Annotated in this window: 14 protein-coding genes; 6 read left to right on the plus strand and 8 right to left on the minus strand. The window is 42.5% G+C overall.

The window, feature by feature from the left end:
- The first annotated feature begins 16 nt into the window (after positions 1-16).
- Both WA1_RS46420 and WA1_RS46425 read left to right on the plus strand, forming a co-directional pair.
- Positions 17-1,243, plus strand: a complete 1,227-nt coding sequence (locus WA1_RS46420) for a DegT/DnrJ/EryC1/StrS family aminotransferase (RefSeq protein WP_081403081.1) — start codon at positions 17-19, stop codon at positions 1,241-1,243.
- Between the two features lie 104 nt (positions 1,244-1,347).
- Positions 1,348-3,555: a GumC family protein gene (locus WA1_RS46425; protein WP_017744908.1), complete on the plus strand. Its 2,208-nt coding sequence runs from the start codon at positions 1,348-1,350 to the stop codon at positions 3,553-3,555.
- A gap of 113 nt (positions 3,556-3,668) precedes the next feature.
- On the opposite strand, the gene WA1_RS46430 is transcribed toward WA1_RS46425, so the two are convergent.
- Positions 3,669-3,872 carry a hypothetical protein gene (locus tag WA1_RS46430; protein ID WP_017744909.1) on the minus strand — a complete coding sequence of 68 codons (204 nt, stop codon included), beginning with the start codon at positions 3,870-3,872 and terminating at the stop codon, positions 3,669-3,671.
- A gap of 482 nt (positions 3,873-4,354) precedes the next feature.
- Between WA1_RS46430 and WA1_RS61475 the strand changes: the two genes are divergently transcribed.
- The 3 genes from WA1_RS61475 to WA1_RS46450 all read left to right on the plus strand — a co-directional run bounded on the left by WA1_RS61475 (position 4,355) and on the right by WA1_RS46450 (position 7,536).
- Entirely contained in the window at positions 4,355-4,669 is a 315-nt protein-coding gene (locus WA1_RS61475; RefSeq protein ID WP_026134824.1) for a type 2 periplasmic-binding domain-containing protein, read from the plus strand.
- Positions 4,670-4,909: a hypothetical protein gene (locus WA1_RS61015; RefSeq protein WP_026134825.1), complete on the plus strand. Its 240-nt coding sequence runs from the start codon at positions 4,670-4,672 to the stop codon at positions 4,907-4,909.
- Between the two features lie 458 nt (positions 4,910-5,367).
- On the plus strand, positions 5,368-7,536 hold the full coding sequence (locus WA1_RS46450; protein ID WP_017744911.1) for a PhoX family protein: 2,169 nt from the start codon (positions 5,368-5,370) through the stop codon (positions 7,534-7,536).
- 267 nt (positions 7,537-7,803) lie between these two features.
- Here WA1_RS46450 and arsH read toward each other — a convergent pair whose 3' ends face one another.
- The 7 genes from arsH to WA1_RS46485 all read right to left on the minus strand — a co-directional run bounded on the left by arsH (position 7,804) and on the right by WA1_RS46485 (position 13,349).
- Entirely contained in the window at positions 7,804-8,457 is a 654-nt protein-coding gene (gene arsH / locus WA1_RS46455) for an arsenical resistance protein ArsH (RefSeq protein WP_017744912.1), read from the minus strand.
- Between the two features lie 54 nt (positions 8,458-8,511).
- Positions 8,512-9,681, minus strand: coding sequence for an ACR3 family arsenite efflux transporter (gene arsB / locus WA1_RS46460; protein ID WP_017744913.1), 1,170 nt, complete (start codon positions 9,679-9,681; stop codon positions 8,512-8,514).
- Positions 9,682-9,780: 99 nt separating this feature from the next.
- Positions 9,781-10,239 carry a phosphatase domain-containing putative toxin gene (locus WA1_RS46465; protein WP_017744914.1) on the minus strand — a complete coding sequence of 153 codons (459 nt, stop codon included), beginning with the start codon at positions 10,237-10,239 and terminating at the stop codon, positions 9,781-9,783.
- Between the two features lie 76 nt (positions 10,240-10,315).
- Positions 10,316-10,708, minus strand: coding sequence for an arsenate reductase, glutathione/glutaredoxin type (gene arsC / locus WA1_RS46470; RefSeq protein ID WP_017744915.1), 393 nt, complete (start codon positions 10,706-10,708; stop codon positions 10,316-10,318).
- 780 nt (positions 10,709-11,488) lie between these two features.
- Complete coding sequence (locus WA1_RS46475) at positions 11,489-12,550, minus strand: PstS family phosphate ABC transporter substrate-binding protein (RefSeq protein WP_017744917.1); 1,062 nt, start codon at positions 12,548-12,550, stop codon at positions 11,489-11,491.
- A 109-nt stretch (positions 12,551-12,659) separates the two neighbouring features.
- Positions 12,660-12,989 (minus strand): ArsR/SmtB family transcription factor, encoded by a 330-nt coding sequence (locus WA1_RS46480; RefSeq protein WP_017744918.1) that lies wholly within the window; start codon positions 12,987-12,989, stop codon positions 12,660-12,662.
- Positions 12,990-13,076: 87 nt separating this feature from the next.
- The gene (locus WA1_RS46485; RefSeq protein ID WP_017744919.1) at positions 13,077-13,349 is read right to left on the minus strand and encodes a DUF7219 family protein; all 273 of its coding nucleotides are present in this window, start codon (positions 13,347-13,349) and stop codon (positions 13,077-13,079) included.
- A 512-nt stretch (positions 13,350-13,861) separates the two neighbouring features.
- On the opposite strand from WA1_RS46485, the gene infC reads away from it, so the two are divergent.
- Positions 13,862-14,329 carry a translation initiation factor IF-3 gene (infC, locus tag WA1_RS46490; RefSeq protein ID WP_272819474.1) on the plus strand — a complete coding sequence of 156 codons (468 nt, stop codon included), beginning with the start codon at positions 13,862-13,864 and terminating at the stop codon, positions 14,327-14,329.
- Positions 14,330-14,403 lie beyond the last annotated feature (74 nt).

The raw sequence follows: 14,403 nt of genomic DNA on the forward strand, positions 1-14,403 counted from the left end.
AAAGAGGGAGATGGAGATGATAAAACCTATTTTACTTTCAACACCCCACATGGGCGATCGCGAACTGGAATTTGTGAAAGAGGCGTTTGACACAAACTGGATTGCCCCTGTAGGACCCCATGTCGATGCTTTCGAGCAAGAATTTTGTCAACTGACTGGTGCGCGTCATGCGGCTGCTTTAAGTTCTGGAACAGCAGCACTTCATTTAGCGTTAAGATTAGTTGGCGTTGAACGTGGCGATGAAGTTTTTTGTTCGACACTCACATTTATTGCCACTGCTAACCCAATAACATATCTAGGCGCAAAACCAGTTTTTATCGATAGCGATCTGATGACTTGGAACATGAATCCCGACTTATTGTGGGAAGCATTAGAACGCCGTTCCAGACGCGGTAAATTCCCTAAAGCCGTTGTTCTGGTGCATCTCTACGGTCAAAGTGCAGATATCGATCCCATTGTGGAAATTTGCGCTCATTATGAGATTCCTTTGATAGAAGATGCGGCTGAATCGTTAGGAGCAACTTACAAAGGTCGAGCAACGGGTACTTTTGGGCGCATTGGGATATACTCGTTCAACGGGAATAAAATTATTACTACCTCTGGTGGTGGAATGTTAGTTTCTGATGACGAAAAACTCGTAGCCAAAGCCCGTTTTCTAGCAACCCAAGCACGAGATTTAGCTCCTCATTACCAACACTCCGACATAGGCTATAACTATCGCCTCAGTAATGTTTTAGCAGGAATTGGTCGGGGTCAATTGCGTGTTTTGAATGAGCGAATAGCTGCTAGACGCCGAAACTATGAGACTTACGCAGCAGCGTTGGGAAATTTACCAGGAATTGAATTCATGCCTGAAGCTGATTTTGGACGAGCCACGCGATGGTTGACCTGTTTAACCATTGACCCAGAAGCTTTTGGCGCAGATCGAGAACAGGTTCGGTTAGCACTTGCCAAACAGCAGATAGAAACTCGTCCTGTATGGAAGCCCCTGCATTTACAACCCGTATTTACTAAAAGTAAATGTATTGACGGTGTGATTGCTGAATATTTATTTGCACGCGGTTTGTGCTTGCCCTCTGGATCTAATCTTACAGTAGAAGACTTAGAGAGAGTAATTTCTGTGATCGAGTTTGTACATAACTGTCACTCTCTGGTCTCTCGTCCCCAGGCGGAGCCTGGGAATGCAGTCTGCGAGACTCTGCCTCACCAGCTTTTGCTGAATGCAGGAGGCGGAGCCTCTTAAGAAGATATTCCCAGGCAGTCGCGATGAAAAAATTTCATCACCAATCATGAAAATCTTCCTCCCCTACTCCCTACTCCCCACTCCCCACTCCCTATTTTTAAATTATGGAATTCCAAGAATCTTCCTTCATACTTGATAAATATTGGTACATAGCCAAACGCCGTTGGCTAACTATCATAGCAGTATTTTTTCCAGTTTTTCTAGTGTTTACTTTAGCTTCATTTATGCTGAAAAAACCATTTTATGCAGCAGAAGGAAAGCTCATTTTTGAAAGAACAAATACAATTTCTGCCCTTACAGGAGTAGGAGCAGAAATTGGGAAGTTAGAGTCAGTGGTACAGGAGAAAAGTAACCCTCTTAACACAGAAGCAGAAATTATACGTTCTATTCCTATTGTCAAAAAAGTTATTAATCAACTTAACTTACAAGAGAAGAACGGGCAGCCTCTAAAATATAAGGATTTTCTGAAACAACTAACTGTAAATGATATTCAAAGAACCGACATACTCAAGGTGTCCTATATGGATACTAACCCTGCAAAGGCTGCACGAGTTGTTAACGCTTTGATGGAGAATTATTTAGAGCAGAATATTTATGCCCACAGAACCCAAGCAACAGTTGCCCGTAAGTTTTTGGAAAAACAGGTTCCCAATGCAGAATTAATTGTCAAGAGAGCAGAAGCGGAACTGCGTGAGTTCAAAGAAAAAAACAAAGTTGTTGCCCTAGGACAAGAAGCAACCAAAGCAGTAGAAGTGATTGCAGAGTTGCACAAACAACTCGGAAACACTGCATCTGAAATCGTCAATGTCGATTTTCAGGCTGAAACAATTCGCCAACAATTAAGCATGAACCTGAAAAAGGCAGTCACCACGACTTCCCTCAGCCAGTCTCCAGGGGTACAGGATATTCTCAAAGAAGTTCAGCAAACCGAGTCTCAACTTGCAGTTAGGCGGACTGTTCTCCAAGAAGAACATCCCGAAATCCAAAATTTAGAAAACAAGTTAACAGTTTTACAACAGATACTGCAAAGGCGAACAAAACAGGTTGCAGGAACAACACCTGTAAATCAAAATGATAACCTTCAAGTAGGGATTTTGCAACAGCAACTCTCTGCTAAATTAGTAGAATTAGAGTCAACTCACCAAGGGTTAAGTCATAAATTATCAGCTTTAAACAAGTTAGAAACAATTTACAGAGAACGGCTCAAAAATTTGCCTCAGCTAGAACAGCAACAGCGTGAAGCTGAACGCAACGTACAAGTGGCGCAATCTACTTATTTACTTCTTCAACAAAAGCTGCAAGAGAGTAGAATTGCAGAAAATCAAAATATAGGTAATGCTAGGATGGCATCTGCGGCAGAAATTCCAGATGAACCCGTGTCTTCTAGAACGCTTGTCTATGTAAGTGCAGCTTTAGTAGCTAGTTTGGCTTCTTTGGCGACTATTTATCTATTGGAAGCAACAGATAAATCAATCAAAACCATTGATGAAGCAAAGCAGTTATTGGGATTGACTTTATTAGGAGTTATTCCTTCTTTTTATAAGTCGAAAAAATTGCCTCGCAGTTATCAACAGCTAGAATTACAAGCACATCAACTTGTAGTTAGGGATACTCCTCGCTCATATCTTAGTGAGGCTTTCCGGATGCTGCGGGCAAATTTGAAATTTGTGAGTGCTGATAAAGAAATTAGAGTAATAGTTGTGACTAGCTCTATACCTAAAGAAGGAAAATCAACAATTGCTGCTAATTTAGCCATAGCTATGGCTCAAATGGAACGAAAAGTCTTACTGATAGATGGAGATTTACATCGTCCAGTTCAACAGCAGATTTGGGAGTTACCTAATAACAAAGGTTTAAGCAATGCGATCGTGGGACAGGTTGATGTTAAGACAGCGATCGCAAAAGTTATGGATAATTTATATGTCCTCACTTCTGGAGTTGTACCTCCTTCTCCAGGGTCTCTCCTTGACTCAAAACGCATGGCTGGTTTAATTGACAGTTTTGCATCTCAGTACGACTTTGTCATCATTGATGCTCCATCCTTAACTGTTGCGGCTGATGCGGTGACGTTAGGTCAAATGGCTGACGGTGTATTGTTTGTGGTGCGACCTGGGGTCATTGATGCTACCAATGCTATCTTTGCTAAAGAACTTTTGGAAAAATCAGGGCAGAATGTTTTGGGGCAAGTGGTGAATGGAGTAATTTCCAACAATGAACGCTATAGTTACTACTTTACTGAAGAATACAGTTCTGATACTCAGGTCATTAGAAATCGGGTGTCTCGATTGGGTAATATGAGCAGAAGAGTCTAAGAAACTTGACTAACTCTTGGGCTATCGAAACCATTGGGTTGAAGTGTCCAGTTGCTGGCAAGGTTGCTATCAGGATACGAGCCATTTGTATTCTCCTGCTATCAAGACTGAAGCTATTTTTCCGTGAGCTTGAGGTTAAGAGGTACTGCTTGTTGTGCTTGGTATTTTAAAACACCTACAAGTACTGGTAAACGAAACTCAGCACCACCCAAACCGATTAAACCTCCTAGCACACCAATTGGTATGGCATAGGTAAAAGCCAAGCGAGAAAGGTGTTTTTGAAAGATACCACCCAAAAAAGATGTATTTTTGCCCATTTGTGCTTGTTAGTCTTTTTGCTAAGTTTACCAGTTATCTACTTGATGGCGATCTTGGTACATTGTGTACTTATGACAATTGCAAGGAAAAACGTGCTCTGTCGTTTTCGTTTCTGTTTGTAAATTTTTGCTTGAAAAATCAATTTTTTTTGAAATAATGATGATCGTGCCTCTACTTAGGAGCGTCCCACAGGCGGCGTGCCACCTCTTATGAATGAAAGAAACACTCTTTTCCCACTCCCTACTCCCTACTCCCCACTCCCCGTGTTTCTTGAGAGTGATGTATGCGATCGCCCAAATTCCCAGAAACACTTAGTCTCAGTATGTACGAAATACACTTACTTGGCTTGAGATAGTAGACTTCTGGGCAAAGGATGTGACGGTAGCAGAACTGAAAAAAGTTTGGGACAAAGCAGCCCAGGGTAAAGTGACTAATTGGAATCAAATACGAGCAACATATCCCAATCGGCCATTAAAACTTTATGGTGCAGGCAAAGACTCTGGTACATACGACTACTTTAACGAAGCTATTGTGGGTAATAAAAGCAATAGTTGTTCTGACTACACAGGTAGTGAAGATGATAATCGATGGGATAAGCAAAGATCCAAATGCACTTGGTTATATTCCTTTTGCCTACTTTGAATCTAACCAAAACAAACTGAAAGCACTAGCAATTGATAACGACAAACGTTCAGTTTCTCCTTCATCTGAAGTCGTGAAAAATGCTCAGTATCAACCTTTGTCTCGCCCGCTCTTTATTTATGTCAATTCAAAGTCCACTCAAGATAAGCCATAATTGCGAGCTTTTGTTGAGTTTTATCTGAACAATGCTAAAAACTTAGCAACTACTGTAGGCTATATTCCGTTACCAGATGAAGGCTATCAACTGGCAAAAGTTCAATACCATAAAGCTGAAATCGGAACTACCTTTGAAGGAGTTCCAGAGCCAAATGTAACCATTGCGGAAGTATTACGCAGACAAGCTAAGTTCCAAACTGAACAAGAGGCTAAAAGAGCTAGTAACAGTAATCAGTGACCAGTGAATACTTTGACTGGTTAGCTTTACTAGTGCTGATTTACTTAATATATATAATCAAACAACACTTTGTCTGTCATTAATACAGATTTGGAATGGATGTTTACCTTCCTATTTCTGTAAATCGATTGCAGACACTTTTTTATATAAAAAAATAATTTATCTCATAATTAATATATCAAAGAAATCAGAAAAACTACTGATTTTTTCAAAAAATTAACCCAAATTTAACCTAAACAGAAATTAATTTTAACTTTAATCTAGGATTCTAATTATTGAAGGCAAATATTCTAATAAGTAAGTGAATAGAGAAGCTTTTTGCCTATCTTTAAAAATAGGAATTTATGTAGTTAAGAATGAAATTTGTTTGAATGTGTACCCGAAATTTAACTTTTGGCGATTACCAACAAGAGGACTTTTAACACATCCTCTTATACCCATTACATGGAGCAATCAAAATGAAAGGTTCCCTTCACCCTAAAAATGATGTCACAATCAACCCATCAAACAACGAGTCAATTCTTGATGTGATTGGGCGCATGGGTATGAATCGTCGGCAGTTCATACTAACGGCAGCAACTACATCAGCGCTTACCGTTATAGGTGAGGTGTCTATTGGTGGCTTTCTCCGCACTGTCGAGGCAGCACCAATCCCACCCGGAGCAGGCTTTGGCGGTATTGGCTTTGAGAGCATACCACCGAATTTAAATAACTCAAGTACAGGTCTCTTGGAAAAGGATCTTGTTAGTGTTCCTGCTGGATATAAAGCTGAAGTGTTGGTTGCTTGGGGTGACCCCATCGCACCTGGTGGACCGGAGTGGCAAGCAGATGCATCCCAGGATGCTGCAACACAGGAAAAGCAGTTTGGGATGCATGCGGATGGTATGCATTACTTCTCACTGAAAAAACGTGGTTTTTTTGGTCGCTCCCAAGAGCGCGGTTTGTTGTGTGTAAACCATGAGTATACCCATGAAGAAATTCTTCATTCTGATGGTCTGACCTTTGTTCCAGCAACAGGGACTGCTGCACAGCGAGGGTTGCCCGGTTCGCAAGTGACAATTCAGAAGGTGCGGAAATCTCAAGCTGCTCACGGTGTTTCTGTTGTGGAAATTGTCAAGAGTGGGAATAAGTGGAGTGTAGATCGCTACTCCCCTTATGGTCGTCGTATCACTGGAAACACTGAGATGTACGTTTCGGGACCAGCAGCAGGCGATGCACTCTTGAAATCTAAGAAGTTCCAGATTACACCAAACGGTTCAATTGATACTGTCCGGTTGAATAACGGTTACACTACATACGGCACCCTCAACAACTGTGCTCACGGATATACGCCTTGGGGTACTTACTTGACCTGTGAGGAAAACTGGAACGGTTATTTTGCAAACCCCGCAGGAGATGTAGAGCCAATTCCAGGTGTAGACAAAGCTGATATCCTAGCAGGACAGAATCGGTACGGAATTTCCGGAACAGGATCTGGCTACCGTTGGCATGAGGTCGATCCACGCTTTAATGCCAGCACAAATCCACTCGAACCTCATTTATTTGGTTGGGTTGTTGAGATCGATCCGTACAATCCTAAGAGCACGCCAGTCAAGCGTACCGGGCTTGGTCGTTTCAAACACGAAAGCGCTCAAGTTGTGGTTGACGGGAGCGATCGTGTAGCTTTTTACATGGGCGATGACGAGCGTAACGAGTATATCTATAAGTTCGTTTGTGCCAGATCTTTGAACAAGTACGATCGCAACGCCAACCGCGATATGTTAGATTACGGCACTCTGTACGTTGCTAAATTTAAAGACGATGGTACTGGCGAGTGGATTCCTCTCGTCTACGGTCAAAACGGTCTCACACCTGAAAATGGATTCAGAAGCCAAGCTGAAGTGCTGATTAAGACACGACAAGCGGCAGATCGAGTTGGAGCAACCATGATGGATCGCCCAGAGTGGACTGCGGTACGTCCCCGGATAGGAGGATTTGAGGAGATTGAAGTCTACTGTACCTTAACCAACAACAATCGTCGCGGAACAACTCCAGTCTCCTCTAACCAAGCAGACGGTACGACAGGTGCAGGTAGCGCACGTCCTCCAGTCGATGCTGCCAATCCACGCCCCGACAATCGTTACGGTCATATCATCCGTTGGCGCGAGGATGGACGAACTGTTACAGCCTCTACTTTCACCTGGGATCTTTTTGTTGAATGCGGTGACAGCCTCAATCCTGCGGAAAATTTGACTGGCAACATCAACGGTGACGCCTTTGGCGCACCAGATGGTCTCTGGTTTGATGACTTTGGTCGCCTGTGGATTCAAACTGACCAAGAGGGTAATGGTCTTGGAGATTGGAAAAACATCGGTAGCAACGTCATGATGTGTGCCGATCCCAACACCAAACAGATTAGACGATTCCTAACTAGCCCAACGAACTGTGAAGTCACTGGCGTTATTACCACACCTGATGGCAAAGCCATGTTCATTAACATTCAACACCCAGGAGATGATGCAGTCGCCTCTAATCCAACCCAGTATAGCAACTGGCCGCACAGTCAAGGCTACGGTCTTTCTGGACGCCCACGTTCTGCGACGGTAGTCATTACACGCGATGATGGGGGCATAATCGGTGGGCTTTAACGGATTCTTTCACGTTTTGATTGTCAAGTGAAAATTTACAGCCATTTTCAGGTAAATAGACTAAATAGACCACAGATGTAGGGGCGCAAGGCATTGTGTCCTTACAAACAGTGTGGTTCATTTAGGTGAAAACTGCTGTAATAGACTGCAAGTACAACCAGAGTTCCTTATAGGAACTCTGGTTGTGGCTTAAAAGAAGCTCTTGTGGGGTAGGCGTCCTCGCCAGCCCAGTTCATCCCATCCCACAAGAAATGTAATTTATGTAGTTTAGTTCATCTCAAGAGCCTTATTCGCGACTGCTGTTATCTCTTTGGCTGCTTTTTCCTTACGTTCGCTATAACGGTCTGTTAAGTAGTCAACCTGATCGCGTAACAATAAAGTAAACTTATAAAGTTCTTCCATGACATCAATGACGCGATCGCGGTAAGGTGAATCCTTCATCGTTCCGTCTTCATTAAACTCCTGATAAGCTTTAGCGACACTAGACTGATTGGGAATTGTAAACATTCGCATCCAACGCCCCAAAATCCTCAAAGTGTTCACAGCATTAAAAGACTGAGAACCCCCACTCACTTGCATGACTGCTAAGGTTCTGCCTTGAGTTGGTCTGACTGCGCCTAGAGATAGAGGAATCCAGTCGATTTGGTTTTTCATAATACCAGTAATATTGCCATGCATTTCCGGTGAAGACCAGACTTGACCTTCAGACCACAGGCTCAACTCGCGTAATTCCTGTACCTTGGGATGAGTATCCGGTACACTGTTGTGAATAGGTAACTCACGAGGGTCAAAAAATCGGATTTCAGCACCAAATCCCTCGATGATTCGAGCGGCTTCTTCTGCTAAAAGACGACTATAGGAACGCTCCCGCAAAGAGCCATATAAAAACAAGATTCTGGGTGGATGATCGAAAGTTGTCATGAAAATCAACGATAAGCTTCTAACTGAGGTTTAAATCTGGTCACTGGTCACTGGTCACTGGTTACTGTTAAACCTGGTCACTGTTAAACAACGGGGGTCTCGTAAAGTTGCCTTTTCAGGTTCCCGTGGAAACCAAGCTGCTGTACGTTTGCAAAACTCAACCAACATCAACATCACTGGCACTTCAATCAAAACACCAACGACCGTAGCTAACGCTGCACCAGAATTTAAACCAAATAACATCACTGCCGTAGCTATAGCAACTTCAAAATGATTGCTAGCTCCTATCAAGGCTGCTGGTGCAGCATCTTCATAAAAGAGATTAAGCTTTAACGCGGCTACATAACTCATCAAGAAAATGAAATTAGTTTGAATAAAGAGCGGTACGGCTATTAACAAGATATGCGAAGGATTATTGACAATCAGTTCTCCTTTAAAAGCAAATAGCAGTACCAATGTAATTAACAAGGCAGCGATCGAAATAGGAGTGAGATACTTCAAAAATCTCCGTTCAAACCACTCTCTACCTTTATTCTTTAAGATCCAGTAACGGCTGTACATTCCAGCAACTAACGGCAAACCTACATAAATGAGTACTGACAAAAATATTGTTTGCCACGGTACTGCTAAATCATTTGCTGCTAATAACCATCTACCTAAGGGTGCATACAAAAACAGCATTGCTAAAGAATTCACTGCCACCATGACCAAAGTATGCCCTTGGTTGCCATAGGAAAGATACCCCCACATTAATACCATTGCCGTACAAGGAGCTATTCCAAGTAAAATTGTACCCGCAATGTAGGAATTAGAAAGTGCAACTTCAGTGCCGCGAACGATTTCAGATCCACTTATCAAAGGACGGAACAACCATCCTAAGAAAAACTGTGCGAAAACCACCATTGTGAATGGTTTGATTAACCAGTTCACTACCAAGGTGAGAACAACCGGTTTTGGAGCACGAATGGCATTCGTCGCTTGAGAAAAGTCAATCTTCACCATGATGGGATACATCATGAAGAACAAACAAACAGCAATTGGGATAGATACCTGGTAAATGCTCATGCTATCGAGAGCCACTGCTACCCCAGGAAACAATCTTCCCAGTGCAATTCCCGCAATAATGCATAAAAAGACCCAAACGGTAAGGTACTTTTCAAAAAAACTGAGATTGCTCCCAGCTTTTACTTGGGTTGTACTGGCTTGTGGATTGTGTATACCCATCAAAATTTCCTTTTAAACCTAAAAAGAACTGACTTCTGGTTGATTTTGACGTAAATTGTTCAAATATGTAAAATTGTTGCAAAGTGAGTCATGGCGTGCTTATTCTCCTGCCAACTCTCGCAAAAAAGTGGTTTGAGCTTCTCGCAGTTCGACTTCAGGGTTTGCACTGTGAATTGTTTGGATGGCATCGTCATAAGATGCGCCCGTACAAATCAGGTAAGCAGCTAGGATTGTTCCCGTCCTCCGTCTTCCACTTGTGCAATGAACGGCAACTGCATTGCTAAGGTTATTTTGAGTATCAATAAAATTCTGTAATTCCTGAAGCTGTTCCTCGTTAGGGGCAGTACCTCCTTTAATCGGTACCCAGAGATGAGGAATGTTTGCCTGCTGATACACATCCAGGTTGGAGGGGTCATCCATTACAGAGACAATCGCTCCAACTCCAGACGCTTGCAGTTCAGGCAGTTCCTGTGCCATTGGCTTACGAACACCCGCAAGTTTGTTAGGAATCACCCACCACAGGTTTTCTGAAATGGGTTCGATGAGTTGCTGCTCCATTGGTTTAAACCTTTGTCTCATTTGTTAACAACGACTTGACCGAACAAGGTGAACCTCAGCTGGCAGAAGTGAGTTCTTAATTGAGAGACGCAATCAGTTGCACAACCCGGTCTTTAATTTCATCACGCACCTGGGGAAAAATTTCAGGTTGTTCTGCTGGGTCATCCAACTGCCAGTCTTCAAATACTTCCCTCACTACCCACTCCGATGGCAAATTCACGCCACAGCCACACAGTGAAATCACTGCATCAAAATCTTCGGCGTTAAAGTCACTCAGAGGTTTGGAATATTGGTCAGTGATGTCAATACCAACTTCTTGCATGGCAGAGATCGCCTCTGGTCTGACTTGGCTTGCTTCTAACCCAGAGCTAGTTACATCAATCTTTCCCTTGCCAAGAGTTTTGGCAAAGCCTTCCGCCATTTGAGAACGGGCAGAATTCTTCTTGCAGACAAACATGACACGTTTCATGGTTGAATTTCTCCGTTGAGATCGCGAAATTTATTTGGAATTGGTTATTGAAGAAGGCAGGAGGCAGGAGGCAGAGGCTTGATTGCTCACTTCTGTTGGGGATTCTGACTCCAACCGATTGTAGACACCGTATAGACGGTGGGGTTTTATACCCCATTGGCAGAGGTCAGACGGTACAAAGGGTATTACTTGATACCTTCTTAACTTATTCCTCCCTTCTGCCCTCTGCCCTCTGCCCTCTGCCTTTCCCAGATAAAGGTATCGACTCCAGGGACGAAATAACCGATGCAGACTCCAATAGCCATTGCTAAAAAAATCCACAGGGTTAGGAAGCGGTCAAGAAACGAAAGCTGCGCTATAAGATTTTTTCTCTTCATCACTAATTCCGCATAATATCTAGGTGGATGCAATTTTCGGAAATCGGTCAATCTTCAAGTAATATTTTTTACTTTTTTAGAGAAGTGAGTTGGGAGAAATGCGTAAATTTTAGCCTCATGCCTCCTTTTACTTCCAAGACTCCTTAATCTTTAAAAAATTTGATACTTTTATGCTAAATTAGCATAATCGGTTTTCAAGTGATTTGCCCATTTAAGTTTTAAGTGTAGCTTGTTTGGTAATTAACTTAAAAAAATTGATAAATTCTCCTTTCGAGAGCGCCGCTCAAATGCTTTATTAAGCAATCAAAGCGACAACGGTATCAAACGCTCATCTGTACCCACTTAAGTACCTGCACAACTGCTGATGATACTTAGCGTCACTGCGTCAGTACCTGAACTCTCTTTAAAACTGCTTTCGTTTCCTTAATAACTCCCCGATTGTCAGATCGAACTGAGCTTTTCCTGCAAACACTGTTCCCACTTTGCCTTGATGCAAGTGAACATAATCGATATGGTAAGCTTCTGCAGGCAAAGGTACATAACCTACAGAGCTTGAGACTTTTGGTGCTCTCTTAATATAAAAATCTACAAATTGGTATACTGCTTGTTTGTGCTCGCTAGACCAAGGATTAACATAGATAAATAGAGGTCTCGATAGTGGTTGATACTTGGCTTTCTCTACAGTTTCACGCGAAGGCAGCACCACTCCTTTACCACTATCTACACCTAGTGCTTTTAACTTAGTTTTGTGTTCTTCAAGATAGGCATAACCAAAGTAACCTAGAGCTTCTGGATCTTTACTAATTCCCTCTGCTAAGACTTCATCGTCTTCGCTGGCTACGTAGTCTGTTCGACTGGCTCTGGATTTTCCAACAATTGCTTCTGTAAAGTAGTCAAAAGTACCAGACTTGTTACCTGCACCATACAATTTTAAGGGACGGTTGGGCCATGATGCACGTACTTGATTCCAACGAGTGATTTTGCCTTGAGCCGCAGGTGCCCAAATCTTTTTCAACTCCGCTATGGTAATGTCTTTTGCCCAGTCATTTTGTGGATTTACAACTATGGTAAGAGCATCAAAGGCAATGGGAAGTTCTATGTACCTTACACCATTTTTCTTACAAACTTCCATCTCCGAAGTCACAATCGGTCGAGAGGCGTTGCTGATGTCTGTTTTTCCAGCACAGAATTTTTCAAAACCACCTGTTGTACCGGACACACCAACTGTCACTTGCACCTGATTGTTTCGGTTTGACTGATACTCTTTTGCGATCGCCTGTGTTATCGGATAAACCGTACTAGAACCATCGATATTAATCGTTGGTGCTTGCGCTATCTTTGACGGCTCTGTTGCTGGTATCTGTAATTGCGATCGCTTAGCTTCCGATAAGCTAGGTGTTGCCAACCAACTAGGCATCACAAGCAACATTCCCATTGCAAAAGCCAACTTCACTGACCTTTTCATGGCTTATTTCTATGACATTTAAGAATATACTTCTATCATTTCAAAAAAAATTGATTTGTCAACAAAAATCTTGTATCTGTTTACAGAAATTTATCAAAAAAATTAATATTTAGGATAACTCGTTACAGGCACGAGTAGGCAAGATCTGGCTGAAGCGGCGGAACTCTGATAAGTACTGCTCAAGGACAACAAATTGAGGTAGATTAAGGCTGTAATAAATCCAGCGTCCTTCCTGACGCGAACGGACTAAACCTGCTTCTTTGAGGGTTTTGAGGTGAAAAGACAATTTTGATTGGGTTACCCCTAACGCTTCGCATAAGTCACATACACAAAATTCGTTGTCTCGAAGGAGTTCCAATATACTAACTCGTAGCGGCTCGGAAAGGGCATGGAATCCAGAAACAACTAAATCGGGAATCGTAGGAGAAGAGGGTTGCATCAATATATTTTGATAAAAAAGTCTCTCTCTATTCTGAACCATAAACTATGAACTTGGCTTAGTTTAGAGCGATCGCAGGCTAACCTTTCAACCACCAATACTTACATCATTCTCTGAATTTATACCAACAACCAACTCGTATTTGCGGCGTTCCAACTGTTCCCAGAGTGTCTCAATCTGCTTGTAAGCTTCTTCAGGAGCTAATTTTCCCCCAGTTTTTAAACAAGTAATGTATGTAACCTTCTGTGCAAATTCTTGGAGGTTAGCATTAAAGACTAAATTCTCTGGTTTAACTTGACCGTAGTAACGACGGCGAGAGTAAAGGAAGTTGTTCAAGTCTTTCAATTGAGTCTGTGTCATAGCCCTGGTCACTGGTCAGGTGACTATCCAATAGTACATGAAAGCTGTGTAGTCAGAAAGGCGAGCAGCTTGCAGTCCTTGAAGTGGAAATGAAGTTTTCATAAGTTGCATAACATATTATGAAGTTAAACAGCGTTCAGATCTCCGCTCGCTCCACCTCTGCCGTTGGGTTGTTCAGCATATAGATATTTTAAAATCTCTCTAATCCTTTCATTGTTTGCTGTAGCTAAGTTTAGAGCTAGATTGGTATTGGCGGTTAGCTGTGCGATACGGCTTTAGCCGTTAAGCTTCGCTTATCGCTTCGGCGCAAGCTGAAAGAGCGCTTATCGCGCTCTCAATTCTAGTGAGCGCTCTACTTCAATTTGACAATGCGGTCTTAGTACAATCTCTCCTTAAGCATTTAAAAGCTCAGGATTATGTTCATAGTTAGCGTTGTGTTACCTTGGTATTAATTGTAGAACAACGTGTTGAACAAGTAAGAGGAAATCATTATCGTAATCCAAAAGCAACCCATTAACTCACAAATCAAGTCACCTCAAGTCTTCTTGATTGACCATGAGAATAACAATCGTGGGCTGAGCGACACCCGTGAGGCTCTAGAGCTAGCCCAGAGCGTAGATCTTGACCTAGTTGTCGTCTCCGAAGGCAAAGAGGCCCCAGTGGCGAAGATTCTCAACTATGGCAAGCTTCAGTATCAAAAGAAAAAACGTCAGAGCCAGAGTGCTAGACCGATACTTAAGGAAGTTCGGCTGCGTCCAAATGTGGGTGTGGCTGATTACAATTTACGCATCAATCAAGCCATTGAGTGGTTGAGTAAAGGCGATTCAGTAAAGTTTGTCATTCGTTTGCGAGGTCGAGAACATCAAAATCGCGGTCATGCTGGAGAACTGCTAGACCGCATTGTAACTAATCTAAGTTCAGTGGGTAAAGTCCAGTCGCTTGATAAACGCTCACTTATTGTTCAAGTGATTCCTGCCTAAATTAACCAGGAATCTCTTAAGGTTTTCTCAATAAAGGGATGAGGCTTCCGGAGCGATTTGAGTCTATCAATCAA

Source organism: Scytonema hofmannii PCC 7110, assembly GCF_000346485.2.
Lineage (GTDB): Bacteria > Cyanobacteriota > Cyanobacteriia > Cyanobacteriales > Nostocaceae > Scytonema > Scytonema hofmannii.